At 70.8% G+C, this 13636-nt stretch carries 14 protein-coding genes and 1 pseudogene; 7 read left to right on the top strand and 8 right to left on the bottom strand.

The annotated features are described in order from the left end of the window. The first annotated feature begins 42 nt into the window (after positions 1 to 42). Entirely contained in the window at positions 43 to 1323 is a 1281-nt protein-coding gene (gene boxA, locus ACHMXE_RS43035; protein WP_395349495.1) for a benzoyl-CoA 2,3-epoxidase subunit BoxA, read from the top strand. A gap of 31 nt (positions 1324 to 1354) precedes the next feature. Further along, entirely contained in the window at positions 1355 to 1804 is a 450-nt protein-coding gene (locus tag ACHMXE_RS43030; RefSeq protein ID WP_395349494.1) for a MaoC family dehydratase, read from the top strand. A gap of 64 nt (positions 1805 to 1868) precedes the next feature. Here ACHMXE_RS43030 and ACHMXE_RS43025 read toward each other — a convergent pair whose 3' ends face one another. Next, positions 1869 to 2291: a hypothetical protein gene (locus ACHMXE_RS43025; protein WP_395349493.1), complete on the bottom strand. Its 423-nt coding sequence runs from the start codon at positions 2289 to 2291 to the stop codon at positions 1869 to 1871. A gap of 76 nt (positions 2292 to 2367) precedes the next feature. Here ACHMXE_RS43025 and ACHMXE_RS43020 point away from each other — a divergent pair, with 76 nt between their 5' ends. From ACHMXE_RS43020 to ACHMXE_RS43005, 4 genes and pseudogenes are all read left to right on the top strand, one after another. Continuing rightward, positions 2368 to 2571 (top strand): hypothetical protein, encoded by a 204-nt coding sequence (locus ACHMXE_RS43020; protein ID WP_395349492.1) that lies wholly within the window; start codon positions 2368 to 2370, stop codon positions 2569 to 2571. A gap of 260 nt (positions 2572 to 2831) precedes the next feature. Further along, positions 2832 to 3518, top strand: coding sequence for a 4'-phosphopantetheinyl transferase family protein (locus tag ACHMXE_RS43015; RefSeq protein WP_395349491.1), 687 nt, complete (start codon positions 2832 to 2834; stop codon positions 3516 to 3518). 93 nt (positions 3519 to 3611) lie between these two features. Further along, positions 3612 to 4070: an Rrf2 family transcriptional regulator gene (locus ACHMXE_RS43010; RefSeq protein ID WP_093343749.1), complete on the top strand. Its 459-nt coding sequence runs from the start codon at positions 3612 to 3614 to the stop codon at positions 4068 to 4070. Beyond that, positions 4063 to 5009, top strand: a pseudogene (locus tag ACHMXE_RS43005) (NAD(P)/FAD-dependent oxidoreductase). The gene ACHMXE_RS43010 and the pseudogene ACHMXE_RS43005 overlap by 8 nt, the downstream one beginning before the upstream one ends. A 228-nt stretch (positions 5010 to 5237) precedes the next feature. On the opposite strand, the gene fahA reads toward ACHMXE_RS43005, so the two are convergent. The 7 genes from fahA to ACHMXE_RS42970 are packed head-to-tail and all read right to left on the bottom strand — an operon-like array spanning position 5238 to position 11541. Continuing rightward, a complete protein-coding gene (fahA, locus tag ACHMXE_RS43000) occupies positions 5238 to 6572 on the bottom strand; it encodes a fumarylacetoacetase (protein WP_395349490.1) in 1335 nt (444 codons plus the stop codon). A 13-nt stretch (positions 6573 to 6585) separates the two neighbouring features. Continuing rightward, complete coding sequence (locus ACHMXE_RS42995) at positions 6586 to 7392, bottom strand: cyclase family protein (RefSeq protein WP_203203580.1); 807 nt, start codon at positions 7390 to 7392, stop codon at positions 6586 to 6588. Between the two features lie 56 nt (positions 7393 to 7448). Then, entirely contained in the window at positions 7449 to 8234 is a 786-nt protein-coding gene (locus tag ACHMXE_RS42990) for an ABC transporter permease (protein WP_395349489.1), read from the bottom strand. Then, positions 8231 to 9001, bottom strand: coding sequence for an ABC transporter permease (locus tag ACHMXE_RS42985; protein ID WP_395349488.1), 771 nt, complete (start codon positions 8999 to 9001; stop codon positions 8231 to 8233). Before ACHMXE_RS42985 ends, ACHMXE_RS42990 begins: the two co-directional genes overlap by 4 nt. Further along, on the bottom strand, positions 8994 to 9851 hold the full coding sequence (locus ACHMXE_RS42980) for an ABC transporter ATP-binding protein (protein WP_203203583.1): 858 nt from the start codon (positions 9849 to 9851) through the stop codon (positions 8994 to 8996). Before ACHMXE_RS42980 ends, ACHMXE_RS42985 begins: the two co-directional genes overlap by 8 nt. Next, positions 9848 to 10792, bottom strand: coding sequence for an ABC transporter substrate-binding protein (locus ACHMXE_RS42975; protein ID WP_395349487.1), 945 nt, complete (start codon positions 10790 to 10792; stop codon positions 9848 to 9850). Before ACHMXE_RS42975 ends, ACHMXE_RS42980 begins: the two co-directional genes overlap by 4 nt. Beyond that, positions 10789 to 11541, bottom strand: coding sequence for a TetR family transcriptional regulator (locus ACHMXE_RS42970; protein ID WP_395349486.1), 753 nt, complete (start codon positions 11539 to 11541; stop codon positions 10789 to 10791). The genes ACHMXE_RS42975 and ACHMXE_RS42970 overlap by 4 nt, the downstream gene beginning before the upstream one ends. Positions 11542 to 11641: 100 nt before the next feature. Here ACHMXE_RS42970 and ACHMXE_RS42965 point away from each other — a divergent pair, with 100 nt between their 5' ends. After that, complete coding sequence (locus ACHMXE_RS42965) at positions 11642 to 13636, top strand: acetoacetate--CoA ligase (RefSeq protein ID WP_395349484.1); 1995 nt, start codon at positions 11642 to 11644, stop codon at positions 13634 to 13636.

The raw sequence follows: 13636 nt of genomic DNA, 5'->3' as shown, positions 1-13636 counted from the left end.
ACCCCACCCTCCCCCAGAGGGGGAGGGCTTCAGGAGAACAACATGGACATGGCCGTTGAAGCCGGGGTCATCAAGCAGCACCTGATCGACCCCGAGATCTGCATCCGCTGCAACACCTGCGAGGCCACCTGCCCCGTCAACGCGATCACGCACGACGACAACAACTACGTCGTGCGCGCGGACGTCTGCAACGGCTGCATGGCCTGCATCTCGCCGTGCCCCACGGGCTCGATCGACAACTGGCGCACCATGCCCGTGGTGCGTGCCTATTCGATCGAGGAACAGCTCGGCTGGGAATCGCTGCCGGCCGAACTCTCGCCCGAGGAGCTCGAGGCCGCGGGCGTGACGGCCGACGCCGCCGAGGTGGCTGAAGCGGCCGAGCCGGCACCGGCGCAGGCGAGCGCCGAAGCGGCCGAGCCGGTCTTCCACTCGGCCCAGTACGGCGCCACCGTGCCGCCCTGGTCGGCCGCGCATGCCTACACCAACCTGTTCCCGCCGAAGACCCCGACCACCGCCACCGTGGTGGGCAACTTCAACTGCACCGAGGCCGGCTTCGACAGCGAGACCCACCACATCGTGCTGGACTTCGGCGCCATCCCGTTCCCGGTGCTCGAGGGCCAGTCGATCGGCATCGTGCCGCCCGGCGTCGACGCCATCGGCAAGCGCCACCATGCGCGCCAGTACTCGGTGGCCAGCCCGCGCAACGGCGAGCGGCCCGGCTACAACAACGTCTCGCTCACCGTGAAGCGCGTGACCGAGGACCACCAGGGCAACCCGGTGCGCGGCCTGGCCTCGAACTACGTCTGCGATCTCAAGGTCGGCGACACCGTGCAGGTGGTCGGCCCCTTCGGCGCCTCGTTCCTGATGCCGAACCATCCGAAGTCGCACATCGTGATGATCTGCACCGGCACCGGCAGCGCGCCGATGCGCGCGATGACCGAGTGGCGCCGCCGGCTGCGCAAGAGCGGCAAGTTCGAGGGCGGCAAGCTCATGCTGTTCTTCGGCGCGCGCACCCAGCAGGAGCTGCCGTACTTCGGCCCGCTGCAGTCGCTGCCCAAGGATTTCATCGACATCAACCTCGCGTTCTCGCGCACGCCGGGAAGCCCCAAGCGCTACGTGCAGGACCTGATGCGCGAGCGCGCGGCCGACCTCGCCGCGCTGCTGAAGGACGGCGCCAGCCACTTCTACGTCTGCGGCCTCAAGAGCATGGAGGAGGGCGTGGTGCTCGCGCTGCGCGACGTGGCCAAGGACGCGGGCCTGGACTGGGACACCGTGGGCGCCGCGCTCAAGCGCGAAGGCCGGCTGCACCTCGAGACCTACTGATCCTCATCCTGGAGCCGGGTACGCTGCGCCGATGAAGTTCGCCGATTTCCACGCCGGCCAGGTCATCGAGGCCGGCCCCTATGTGCTCAGCGAGGAGGAGCTGGTCGGCTTCGCCCGCAGCTACGACCCGCAGTGGTTCCACACCGACGCCGAGGCCTCGCGCGAGAGCCCCTTCGGCGGCCTGATCGCGAGCGGCTGGCACACCTGCGCCATCGCCATGCGGCTGGTGGTCGAGGCCGCGCTCGCGGGCTCCGAATCCTTTGCCTCGCCGGGCCTCGAGCACCTGCGCTGGCCGAACCCCGTGCGCCCCGGCGACGCCTTGCGCCTGGTGGCCGACGTGATCGAGGTGCGCCGCTCCGAGAGCAAGCCCACGCTGGGCATCCTGCGCTGGCGCTGGCGGCTGTTCAACCAGCGCGAGCTGATGGTGCTCGATGTGGAAGTGACGAGCCTGTTCAGGCTGCGCGACGACACGTCGAACTGAGCGCGCACGAAAAAGGCCCGTGGCCTCGAAAGGGCCACGGGCCTTGTCGCACCGGAGGGCGTGCTTACTTGCCCAGCTTCACGCCACCGCTGCCACCGGCCTGACCGGCCGCGCCGGCCCCGGTGCCGATCGGCTTGAGCGCGCCGCCCGCGGAACCGGCTGCACCGGTCACGCCGTTCACCGCGCCGCCGACGGTGTTGGTCGCACCGCCGAGCGCGCCGGTCGCGCCATTGGCCGTGCCCGCCACGCCGCCGACCGCATTGGTGGCGCCGTTCACCGCCCCCGTGGCGCCGCCGACCGTGTTGCCGACATTGCCCACCGCGCCGGTCGCGCCGCCGAGCACGCCGCCCACGGCATTGCCGAGGCCGCCGCCGTTCGCGTTGCCCGAGGCATTGCCGCCCGCGCCGGCGTTGCCGCCAGCGCTCGCGCCATGGCCGTTCGCCTGGCCCGAAGCAGCAGCACCCCCCGCCGGCGTTGGTTCCGGCATTCACGCCGTTGCCGCCGGCATTGGCGCGCGTCTGCGCCGCGGCATCGCCACGCGCGCCAGCCTGTGCGCTGCCTGCGTGGCCGCCTGCATTGCCGCCTGCATTGCCGCCGCCCGAGGCGCCCACGCCGGCGTTCACGCCCACGCCGACGCCCACGTTCGGGGTCGAGACCTGTGCGCCGGCCTGAATGCCCGCGGTGGCCAGCAGGCCGGCGAGCAGGGCGCCGAAGACGATGCGATGGTGTTGTTGTTTCATGGCTGGGATTCCTTCCTTTTCGAGTGATACGGGGATCGCTGAAAACACAGAGCCGGCAGGGTGCCGGCTCGGAATGAAAGATAGGGAAGGGCGCGATGGGGGCCGTGAACGCCGGGGCCGCGCCTGGTTGTGGGAGCCGTCCGTCGGCGGAATGGGCGGCTCATGCGTTGGCCCGCACTGCAGGTAAAGTCAGGTAACAAAAGGCGAAAAATAGCGGCAGAAAGCGGCCGTCGCATGGCGCCTCGCTGCGAAGACCATGTCCGAAAGACCTCGGCGGACAATGCCGCATGCGCCTCGCTTCCCTCGTTTCCGACCTGCTGCCCTCGAGCATCGCCGTTTTCCGCCTCGACCTGGACCTCGACACCGAACCCACCCCGATGCGTGCATCGCTGACGGCCGAGGAGGACGTACGCATGCAGCGTTTCGCGCGGCGTGCCGACCGCGTGCGTTTCGCCGCGGCGCGGGTGGCGCTGCGCTCGCTGCTGGCCGAGCGCATGGGGTGCGATCCGCTCGCGTTGGTCTTCGCGGCCGGACCGCAGGGCAAGCCCTTCGTTCAGGGCCGCGATGCGCCGCGCTTCAACGTCGCGCACTCGGGCGCGCATGCACTCGTCGCCATCGCGGACGCAGCGGCGGGAATCGAGGTCGGCGTGGACATCGAGGGCTGCGCGCGCGACGTGGAGGTCGATGCGCTCGGCGCGATGGTCTTCACGCCCGATGAGCGCGAGGCAGTGCGCGAGGCGGCGGATCCGCTTGCAGCTTTCTATCTGCGCTGGACCGGCAAGGAGGCCGTGCTCAAGGCGGTCGGCGTGGGCATCACCGAGCACTTGCAGTCGGTCTCGATCGCACAGGGCGCTGGCGATGCGATCGTCCTCGCCACGCGCATGCCCGCATGGCGCGAACTGCGCGCGATCCGGCTCGCGGCGCCGGCGGGCTACGCGGCGGCGCTGGCCTGGTATCGGTCGACGCCAGGCTGAGAACTCCCGGCCGGCGTCGCGCGACCGTACGGCCCGCAGGGTCATGCATCGCCAAAGTCGCCGCGCTTCAACATATGCAACTCATAATGTTGCATGAAACGAGACAGCAAGCTTTCCGCCATCCTGCACGTGCTGCTGCACATGGCCGAGATGGACGAACCCGCGACCTCCGAGTCGCTCGCGCAGGCGATGCACACCAACCCGGTGGTGGTGCGCCGCCTCATGGCCGGGCTGCGGCAGGCCGGCTTCGTGAGCTCGGCCAAGGGCCATGGCGGCGGCTGGGTGCTGTCGTGCCCGCTGTCGAAGGTGACGCTGGCCGACATCCACGCGGCCGTGGGCGCGCCCGCGCTGCTGGCCTTCGGCAACCGCACCGAGAGCCCGGGCTGCATCGTCGAGCAGGCGGTCAACACCGCGCTCGACGGTGCCTGCCGCGAGGCCGAGGCGCTGCTGCTCGCGCGCCTGGGCCGCATCACGCTGGCCGATCTCTCGAAGGATTTCCACCGCCGCATGCACGAAGGCGGCTTCACTGCCAAGGACATTGCCCATGCCTGATTCCACGAGTTCTCCTCTTCCCTATGACGCATTGATCGTCGGTGGCAGCTTCGCGGGCCTCTCGGCCGCGATGCAGCTCGCGCGTGCACGCCGGCGCATCTGCGTGGTCGACGCGGGCCAGCCGCGCAACCGCTTCGCCGAGGCCTCGCACGGCTTCTTCGGCCACGACGGCGCGGCGCCGCTGGCATTGCGCGACCACGCGCGCGCGCGGAACTGCTGGCCTATCCCTCGGTGGATTTCGTCGCGGACGCGGCGGAGACGGCGCGCGTGCTGCCGGCCGAGGAGGGCGACACCCGCTTCGCCGTCACGCTGGCGTCGGGCCAGACCTTGGTGACGCGCCGGTTGCTATTGGCCACGGGCGTGCACGACCTGCTGCCCGAGAGCATCGAGGGCCTCGCGCCGCGCTGGGGTTCCAGCGTGCTGCACTGCCCCTACTGCCATGGCTACGAGTTCATCGACCGCCGCCTCGGCGTGCTCGGCAGCGGCGAGCTGTCGGTGCACCAGGCGATGCTGGTGGCCGACTGGGGCCCGCTGACGCTGTTCACGCACGGCCTGCCGCCGCTCGACGCGAAGACGCGCGCGCAGCTCGATGCGCGCGGCATCACGCTCGACCCGGGCCGCGTGGTCGCGCTCGAAGGCCCCGCGAGCGCGCTCGAGGCGGTGCGCTTCGACGATGGGCGCCGGCTGCCGCTCGACGCGCTGTTCGTGGCGCCGGCCCAGCGCCAGGGCAGTACGCTGGCCGCGCAACTCGGTTGCGCCTTCGACGAGGGCCCGCTGGGCCTCGTGGTGCGCACCGATCCGATGATGAAGACCAGCTCGGTGCCCGGCGTGTTCGCGGCCGGCGACGCGGCGCTCGCGATGCAGAACGCCACACTGGCGTCGGCCGATGGCGTGCGGGCCGGAGCCTCGCTGCACCGCTCACTGATCTTCGTCGACTGAGGAAGGAAGAAGCTTCGCGGTTCTGGCCGACGCACGCGCCATGCGTCGATCCGGTGCGAGGAATGCACGCTTCGAGCCGGACGTCGAGCGTGCGCGGGTCGCTACCGGTGGCACCGTCGCGGCCCGCTCGGGCGCCGGGCTCGCGTGCGAAATGGCTTGCCATATCGACACGTGGATCGCCGCGGCGTGATCGTTCTCTTGCGGCAACGGCATGGATCGTTCCCCGCGTCAGCCGCGCGCCGGCAGCACCGTGCCGCGGCTCTCGCCGAAGCCGATGCGCGCCTGGCCGGGCTTCTCGCACCAGCCGCGCAGCAGCACGGCGTCGCCGTCCTCGATGAAGCTGCGCTGCTCGCCGCTGTCGCCCAGCACCACGGGCGCCTGGCCGCCGCGCGCGAGCTCGATGATGGCGCCGGCCTCGCCCTCGCCGGGGCCCGAGATGGTGCCGCTGCCGAACAGGTCGCCGGGGTTGAGCTGGCAGCCACCCACCGTGTGGTGCGCCACCATCTGCGCCACGCTCCAGTACTGGTGGCGAAAGCTCGTGGACGACAGGCGCGAAGGTCCGCGCTTCTCGGCGCGCGCCTTCTCGCTCTCGAGCCAGACCTCGAGGCGGATGTCGATCGCGCCGGCCTCGCGGTTGGCCGGGTCCTCGAGATAGGCCAGCGGCTGCGGATCGGCGGCCGCGCGCGTCCAGGGCTGGCGGTAGGGCGCGAGCGCTTCCATGGTCACGATCCACGGCGAGATCGTGGTCGCGAAGTTCTTCGCGAGGAAGGGGCCGAGCGGCGCCATCTCCCAGAACTGGATGTCGCGCGCCGACCAGTCGTTGAGCAGGCAGATGCCGAAGACGTGTTGCTCCGCGTCCGCGAGCGCAATGGCCTCGCCGTGCGCATTGCCGGTGCCGATCCAGACGCCGAGCTCGAGCTCGTAGTCGAGCCGCGCGCAGGCCTGGTAGGTGGGGGCGGTCGCGCCCGGCGCCATCGCCTGGCCCATGGGCCGGCGGAACTGCTGGCCGCTCACGCCGATGGTCGACACGCGCCCGTGGTAGGCGATCGGGATCCAGCGGAAGTTCGAGGTCACGTCGCCGCCGGGGTTGAACAGGCGCGTGATGTTGAGCGCATGGTCGATCGAGGTGTAGAAGTCGGTGTAGTCGCCGATGCGCGCGGGGATCGCGTACTCGGCCTCGGCCTGCGGCACCAGGCAGGCGCGCACGGCCTGCACCGCGGCCACCGGCGAATCGTTCTTCAGCAGCGCGAACAGCGCATGGCGCAGCGCCTGCCAGGCCGCGGGGCCGAGCGCGAAGAAGTCGTTGAGCGCGGGCTGCGCGGCCGCCGTGGCCGCCTCGAGCGCGAGGCCGTCGAGCTGCTGCGCCTGGACCAGCGCGGCGAGGTCGAGCACCTGGTCGCCGATCGCGACGCCGCCGCGAAAGGCCTCGCCGCCGCCGGCGCGGCGGAACACCGCATGCGGCAGGTTCTGGATCGGGAAGTCGCTGCTGTCGGTGGCCGTGGGATTGGCCGATTCGACCCAGCTGCGGGCGTGGACGTCGTGCGTGTGGTTGAGCGTGTGCATGAAAGAGGATTCCTTAGACCGAGGCCATCAGCGCGTCGTCGAAGATCGCGACCGCGCGCGTCCAGCCGGCCGAGGCGCCGCGGATCTTGTGCGGAAAGCAGCTGATGAAGAAGCCCGTGGGCGGCAGCACTTCGAGGTTGTGCAGCTTCTCGATGTGGCAATAGCCGATGTCGCGGCCGGCCTTGTGGCCTTCCCAGATCAGCGAGGCGTCGTGCGTCTCGCCGTACTTCTTCGCCGTGTGGACGAAGGGCGCGTCCCAGCTCCAGGCATCGGTGCCCGTGAGGCGCACGCCGCGCTCGAGCAGGTACATCGTCGCCTCGTAGCCCATGCCGGCACCGGCCGACACGTAGTCGGGGTTGCCGTAGCGCGAGCCGGCGCGCGTGTTGATCACCACGATCTCGAGCGGCTTGAGCGTGTGGCCGATGCGCTTGAGCTCGGCCTCGACATCGGCCGCGCGCACCACGTAGCCGTCGGCGAAGTGGCGGAAGTCGAGCTTCACGCCGGGCTGGAAGCACCAGTCGAGCGGCACGTCGTGGATCGCGATCGCGGGCTTCTTCTCGCCGAGCGCCTTGTCCATGGTCGAGTGGAAGTGGTAGGGCGCATCGAGGTGGGTGCCGTTGTGCGTGGACAGCTGCACCAGCTCGACCGCCCAGCCTTCGCCGTCGGGCAGGTCCTCCTTCTTGAGGCCGGGGAAGAAGGGCTCGATCTGCTCGTAGGTGTTCTCGTGCGTGAAGTACTGGATCTTCGGGCCGAAGGCCGGCGGGTCGGAGAGCACGTCGTTCTCCAGGAAGATCGAGAGGTCGACCAGTTTGCGTGGCATGGGTGGGCTCCTTGTGGGGTGTTCGTTCGAGCGGAGGGAAGAGAAGGGAACGGAAATCAGGGTTGCTGCCAGCGCAGCAGGCGCCGCTCGGCCAGGGCCAGCAGTGCATTGCTCGCGAAGCCGATGAGCCCGAGCAGCACGATGCCGGCGAACAGCTCGCTGGCGCGGAAGGCGCGCGCGGCCAGCAGGATGGCCTGGCCCAGGCCGCTTTGCGAGGCGATCATCTCGCCCACCACCGCGACGATCAGCGCGATGGTCAGCGCGAGCCGCATGCCGGCCAGGATGTCGGGCATCGCATTGGGCAGGCCCATCTTCCAGACATAGGCCGCGCGCGACATCTGCAGGCAGCGCGCCACCTCGGCCAGGCGCGGCTCCACGGCCGCGAAGCCGTGCACCGTGGCCAGCAGCACCGGCCACATCGCGCCGAAGGCGACCACGAACAGCACCATGCCGGGGTTGAGCCCGAAGATCGAGATCGCCAGCGGCAGCAGCGCCGAGGCCGGCAGCGGGCGCACGAACTCCAGCGTGGGCTGGACCCAGGCACGCACCACGGGCGAGACGCCGATGGCCGCGCCCAGCAGCACGCCGGCCAGCGAAGCCAGCAGCCAGCCCTGGACCATGCGGCCCACGGTGGCGCCGGTGAACGCGAGCAGCTCGCCGCCGCCTTCGCCCGACAGGTTCAGTCCTTCGAGCAGGCTCGCGAAGGTGGCTTGCGGCGTCGGCAGGAACACGCGGCTGACCCAGCCTGCGTTGCTCGCGACCCACCAAAGCGCGACCAGCGTCAGCAGCACGCCCAGCGGGCCGAGCCGCTCCAGGCCCTGGCGTTCGGCGTGGCCGTTCATGACACGACTCCCATGCGGCGCGACACGCCGCGCTGCAGCCCCAGCATGGCCGCGTTGATCGCGAAGCCCACCACGCCGATCCAGCCCAGCCAGGCGAGCATCAGCGCGGGGTCGAAGCTCTGCTGCGCGATCATCATCGCGTAGCCCATGCCGTTGGGATTGGCCGCGATCTCCACCGTCACGGCCACCACCAGCGCCACCGCCACGCCGAGCCGCAGCGCGACGAACAGGCGCGGCACGATGGCCGGCAGCACGATCTTGACGGCGCGTTCGCGCGCCGACAGGCCCAGCACGCGGCTGACCTCGAGCAGCCGCGGCTCGACCTGCTGCACCGCCGCCTGCACCAGCACCAGCAGCGGCCAGAAGGTGGCGAAGGCAACGATCGCGAGCTCCATGCGCACGCCGAAGCCGAAGCCCAGCATCGCGAGCGGGATCAGCGCGACCGAGGGCACGGGGCGCAGCACCTCGATGGTGACCGAGCCGAGCCGGGCCGCGCGGCGCGACAGCCCGAGCACCAGCCCGAGCGCGATGCCGAGCACCGCGCCCAGCAGCAGGCCCAGCGCGGCGGTGCCGAGCGTGAAGCCGGTGGCCTGCCACAGCGAGCCGTCGAGCGCGGCGCCGGCGAAGGCCCTGGCCGCGGCGCTCGGCGGCGCCAGCGCATCGCTGCCCAAGGCAGCCGCGCGGCGCGCATACCACTCGAAGGCGCCGATCAGCAGCGCCGGAAACACCCAGGGCCGCAGCCCGCGCACGAGCCGGTTCTCAGTCATGGCCGTGCTCGATGAAGGCGAACAGCTCGCGCCGCAGCCGCAGGTAGTCGGGATGCTCCTTGGTCGTGAGCTGGTCGCGCGGGCGCGGGATCTTCACGTCGATCATGCGCGCGAGGCTGGGCCGTCCGGGACCGGGGTTGGCCTGCAGCGCGATCACGCGGTCGCCGAGGTAGATCGCCTCCTCGAGGTCGTGCGTGACGAACAGCACCGTGAGGCCGTCCTCGCGCACCAGCCGCGCGAGCTCGTCCTGCAGGCTCTGCCGCGTCAACGCGTCGAGCGCGCCGAAGGGCTCGTCCATCATCATCAGCTCGGGCTTCTGCGCGAGGCAGCGCGCGATCTGCGCGCGCTGCTGCATGCCGCCCGAGAGCTGCACCGGAAACTTGTGGGCGTGCTTCGCGAGCCCGACCTTGGCGAGCACGTCGGCGATGCGCGGCGCGCGCTCGGCCGCGGGCACGCCGCCGGCCTCGAGCGCGAGGCTCACGTTGCCCTCGACCGTGCGCCAGGGCAGCAGCGCGCGGCCGTAGTCCTGGAACACGAAGGCGACCTCGCGCGAGGGCTCGAGCATCTTCACGCCGTTGCGCCGCACCTCGCCCGCGCTCGCGGTGACCAGCCCGCTGGCCGCGCGCAGCAGCGTGGTCTTGCCGCAGCCGCTGGGGCCGACGATGCAGACGAACTCGCCGCGCGCCACGTCGAAGGAGGTGGGCGAGAGGATCTCGCGGCCGCCGAGGCGGATGGTCACGCCGTCGAAGCGCAGGAAGGGCGCGGCATGGCGCGCGGGGCCGCTGCCGGGCAAGGCGGCGCCCGCGGGCAGCGCGCTGCGCGCCAGGTTGGGAACGTGCGCCGCGATCATTGGGCCACCAGCTTCGCGACGTCGATGTCGGTGCGCAGCATGCCCTGCTCCTTCATCAGGCCGGTCCAGTAGGCGAGCTGCTTCCCGCTCACCACCGGGCCCGGCGGCGAGATCTGGATCTTCGCGAGCACGTCGGCCGGCAGCCGGGTGTACTTGCCGATCGAAGCGCGCACCCTGGCATCGTTCCTCGGCTGCTGCATGAAGGCCGCGGCCTCGACCAGCGCTTCGCGGAAGGCGCGCGCCGCGCCCGGATTCTTCGCCACCCACTCGCGCTTGGCGGCATGCACGATGGTCTGGTTGTTGTCGGGCAGGAAGGTCGAGTAGTACGAAGCCACGTAGCCCGCGCCGCTCTCGGTGATGCGGGTCATGAACGGGTCGGTCGATACCACCGCATCGACCGAGCCGCCGCGCAGCAGGTCGGCATGTTGCGGGAAGGCGGCCTCGACGAAGTTGACCTTGCGGTGGTCGACGCCGCTGTCCTTGAGCCAGGCGCGGAAGGTCACGTGCAGGAACGCGCCCAGGCCCGGCACGCCGATCTTCTTGCCGACGCAGTCCTGCGCGCTCTTGATGCCGCTGCCCGCGCGCGCCACCAGGCCCGCGCCCGTGATGGTCTTCGAGGTGAGGCCGCCGCCTGCCACCACCACCAGGTCGAGGCCGCCGTCGACGGCCTGCAGGAACACCGAGGGCGTGGGGCCGCCGAGCTGCAGCGAGTCGGACTGCAGCGCCGCGGGAATGGTGGAGTTGAGCGGGATGAACTTGAGTTCGACCTCGAGGCTGCGCTTCTTGAAATAGCCTTCGTCGGCCGCCACGAACACCGAGCCGAAGTCGGTCACGGCCGTGTAGCCGAAGACGATCTTCGTCAGGGGCTGGGCGCGCGCGGGCAGTGCCGCGGCCGCCGATGCCGCGGCCAATGCCGACAGCAGGGTGCGTCTCTTGATCATGGTTTTTCTCTCCTGAGGGGGGCTTTCTTCTGGGGTGACCTGGCGCTCTTCGGCCGCGGCAGCGCATGGCGCAGGCCGCCGACGATGAAGTTCACGAGCATCGGCGCCGCGGCCGGATCGCCGGGCGTGTTCTCGCCGCGCGACAGGCGCGCGATGCGGCTGCTGTTCAGGTGGTTCATCAGCGCGCCGAGCGCGAACTGGTAGCCCCAGGCGACCTCGCCGCGCGTGGCATGCGGCAGCACGACCTGCAGCGCGTCGATGAAGGCCTCGGCCAGCGGATCGAAATAGGCGCGCAGCACGCGGTCGGCCTCTTCGGTGGTGTTGGCGAGTTCGCGCGCCACCAGCAGCGCGTAGTACTCGCCCTCGGGGCTCGCGCGCAGCGCCAGCACCGGCGTGGTGAAGGCCTCGATGATGCGCGGCAGCGTGCGCGCGTCGTCGGGGTCGAGCTTCACCGCGGCCAGGCCGGCGAGCCGCGCCTGGATCGAGGGGGCCCAGTGCTCGAAGATGGCGTGGAACAGCTCGTGTTTCTGGCCGTGGTAGTAGCCCACCAGCGCCAGCGGCACGCCGGCCTCCTCGGCGATCTGGCGGATCGTCACCGCGTGGTAGCCGTGCTGCGCGAACAGCTTCTCGGCCGCCAGCAGGATCGCCTGCTTGCGGTCGGGCCGCGCGGTCTCGGCGGCGACAGCGGCGGCGGACGATGCGCTCGGACGCGCGGCGCGGCGCTTGGCGGTGGGTGTGCGGGTGCTCATGGAGGCGTATTGAACGCTTGTACAAAAATGTTGAACACGCGTACAAACCCTGAGGTCAACCCCCATTGAGCGCACTCCGTCACGGCGCTACGCTCGGTCCATGCCCGCTCCCAACATTCCCCAGATCCGCCTCTATCAAGACTGGCTGCGCGAGACGCGCGGCCTCGCTTTCGACCACTACGACGCCCTGTGGCGCTGGTCCGTCACCGAGCTCGATGCCTTCTGGCAGAGCATCTGGGACTACGCCCGCATCGCGTCGCCCACGCCGCACACGGCCGTGCTCGCCGAGTCGCGCATGCCGGGCGCGCGCTGGTTCCCCGGGGCCCAGGTCAACTATGCGCGCGAGGTGTTGCGCCATGCCGACGCGGCCCATGCGGCCGGCATGCCCGCGATCGTCGGCGACAACGAACGCGGCGAGGTGCGCGAGCTGTCGTGGCCCGAGCTGCGGCGCCAGGTCGCGTCGGTCGCGCTCACGCTGAAGTCGCTCGGCGCGAAGCGCGGCGACCGCGTCGCGGCCTACATGCCCAACGTGCCCGAGACCATGGTGGCCTTCCTGGCCTGCTCGAGCATCGGCGCGATCTGGAGCGTGTGCGCGCCCGACATGGGCACGGCCGCCGTGGCCGACCGCTTCCGCCAGATCGAACCCAGCCTGCTGATCGCGGTCGACGGCGTGCACTACGGCGGCAAGCCGCTCGACCGCAGCGCCGTGCTGCGGGAACTGCGCGACCAGCTGCCGAGCGTGCGCCGGCTGCTGCTCGTGCCCTCGCCGCATGCCGCGGGCCAGGTGGCGCACGACGTCGACTGGGCCCGGGCCACCGCGCGCGACGATGCCGAGGTCGCCGCCTTCGAACCCGAGTGGCTGCCCTTCGACCATCCGATCTGGATCGTCTACTCGAGCGGCACCACCGGCCTGCCCAAGCCCATCGTGCACGGCCAGGGCGGGATCATCCTCACCATGCACGCCTGCGGCCTGCACAACGACGTGGGCGCGAGCTATGGCGCCAACAACTTCGGCGAGCGCTACCACTGGTACAGCTCCACGGGCTGGGTGATGTGGAACTCGCAGCTGTCGGGCCTGGCCTTCGGCGCCACCATCTGCATCTACGACGGCAACCCGGCCGGCAGCAAGGAGAAGCCCGACTGGGGCGTGCTGTGGCGCTTCGTCGCGCGGCACGAGGTCACCTTCTTCGGCGCGGGCGCGGCCTACTTCACCAACTGCATGAAGGCCGGGCTGGTCGCGAAGGACTGCGGCGACCTGTCGCGCGTGCGCGCGCTCGGCAGCACCGGCTCGCCGCTGCCCGAGGAGGTGCAGCGCTGGGGCACGCAGCAGCTGCTCGACGCGGGCTCGAAGGACGTGTGGTGGTGCAACATCTCGGGCGGCACCGATTTCTGCGGCGCCTTCGTCGGCGGCCACCGCGAGCTGCCCGAGGTGCCGGGCCAGATGCAGTGTCGCGAGCTCGGCCATGCGGTCGAGGCCTGGAACGAGCAGGGCCAGCCGGTGATCGGCGAGGTCGGCGAACTGGTCTGCACCCAGCCGATCCCGTCGATGCCGCTCTACTTCTGGGGCGACGAGGGCAATGCGCGCTACGTCTCGAGCTATTTCGACACCTACCCCGGCGTCTGGCGCCACGGCGACTGGATCCGGATCGGCAACGACGGCGGCTGCATCATCTACGGCCGCAGCGACGCCACCATCAACCGCCAGGGCCTGCGCATGGGCACCAGCGAGATCTACAGCGCGGTCGAGGGCCTGCCCGAGGTGCTCGACTCGATGGTGGTCGACCTCGAGTACCTGGGCCGCGAGAGCTACATGCCGCTGTTCGTGGTGCTGCGCCCGGGCGTCGCGCTCGACGATGCGGTGCGCGCGCGGCTCAACCATGCGATCAAGACCTCGCTGTCGCCGCGCTTCGTGCCCAACGACATCTTCCAGGTGGCCGAGATCCCGCGCACCCTCTCGGGCAAGAAGCAGGAACTGCCGATCAAGAAGCTGCTGCTGGGCCAGCCGATCGAGAAGGTGGTGAACCGCGAGGCGATGGCCAACCCCGGCAGCCTCGACTGGTACGTGGCCTTCGCGGCGCAGCGCGCGTCCGTATGA

The sequence above is a fragment of the Variovorax sp. UC122_21 genome (assembly GCF_044056785.1).
Lineage (GTDB): Bacteria > Pseudomonadota > Gammaproteobacteria > Burkholderiales > Burkholderiaceae_C > Variovorax.
This window is presented reverse-complemented; position numbering and strand designations above follow the sequence as displayed.

What these genes read in the sequence shown, in the direction of transcription:
- boxA (WP_395349495.1), top strand. Translation starts at nt 43, where the DNA reads ATGGACATGGCCGTTGAAGCCGGGGTCATCAAGCAGCACCTGATCGAC.
- ACHMXE_RS43030 (WP_395349494.1), top strand. Translation starts at nt 1,355, where the DNA reads ATGAAGTTCGCCGATTTCCACGCCGGCCAGGTCATCGAGGCCGGCCCC.
- ACHMXE_RS43025 (WP_395349493.1), bottom strand. Translation starts at nt 2,291, where the DNA reads ATGCCGGAACCAACGCCGGCGGGGGGTGCTGCTGCTTCGGGCCAGGCG.
- ACHMXE_RS43015 (WP_395349491.1), top strand. Translation starts at nt 2,832, where the DNA reads ATGCGCCTCGCTTCCCTCGTTTCCGACCTGCTGCCCTCGAGCATCGCC.
- ACHMXE_RS43010 (WP_093343749.1), top strand. Translation starts at nt 3,612, where the DNA reads ATGAAACGAGACAGCAAGCTTTCCGCCATCCTGCACGTGCTGCTGCAC.
- fahA (WP_395349490.1), bottom strand. Translation starts at nt 6,572, where the DNA reads ATGCACACGCTCAACCACACGCACGACGTCCACGCCCGCAGCTGGGTC.
- ACHMXE_RS42995 (WP_203203580.1), bottom strand. Translation starts at nt 7,392, where the DNA reads ATGCCACGCAAACTGGTCGACCTCTCGATCTTCCTGGAGAACGACGTG.
- ACHMXE_RS42990 (WP_395349489.1), bottom strand. Translation starts at nt 8,234, where the DNA reads ATGAACGGCCACGCCGAACGCCAGGGCCTGGAGCGGCTCGGCCCGCTG.
- ACHMXE_RS42985 (WP_395349488.1), bottom strand. Translation starts at nt 9,001, where the DNA reads ATGACTGAGAACCGGCTCGTGCGCGGGCTGCGGCCCTGGGTGTTTCCG.
- ACHMXE_RS42980 (WP_203203583.1), bottom strand. Translation starts at nt 9,851, where the DNA reads ATGATCGCGGCGCACGTTCCCAACCTGGCGCGCAGCGCGCTGCCCGCG.
- ACHMXE_RS42975 (WP_395349487.1), bottom strand. Translation starts at nt 10,792, where the DNA reads ATGATCAAGAGACGCACCCTGCTGTCGGCATTGGCCGCGGCATCGGCG.
- ACHMXE_RS42970 (WP_395349486.1), bottom strand. Translation starts at nt 11,541, where the DNA reads ATGAGCACCCGCACACCCACCGCCAAGCGCCGCGCCGCGCGTCCGAGC.
- ACHMXE_RS42965 (WP_395349484.1), top strand. Translation starts at nt 11,642, where the DNA reads ATGCCCGCTCCCAACATTCCCCAGATCCGCCTCTATCAAGACTGGCTG.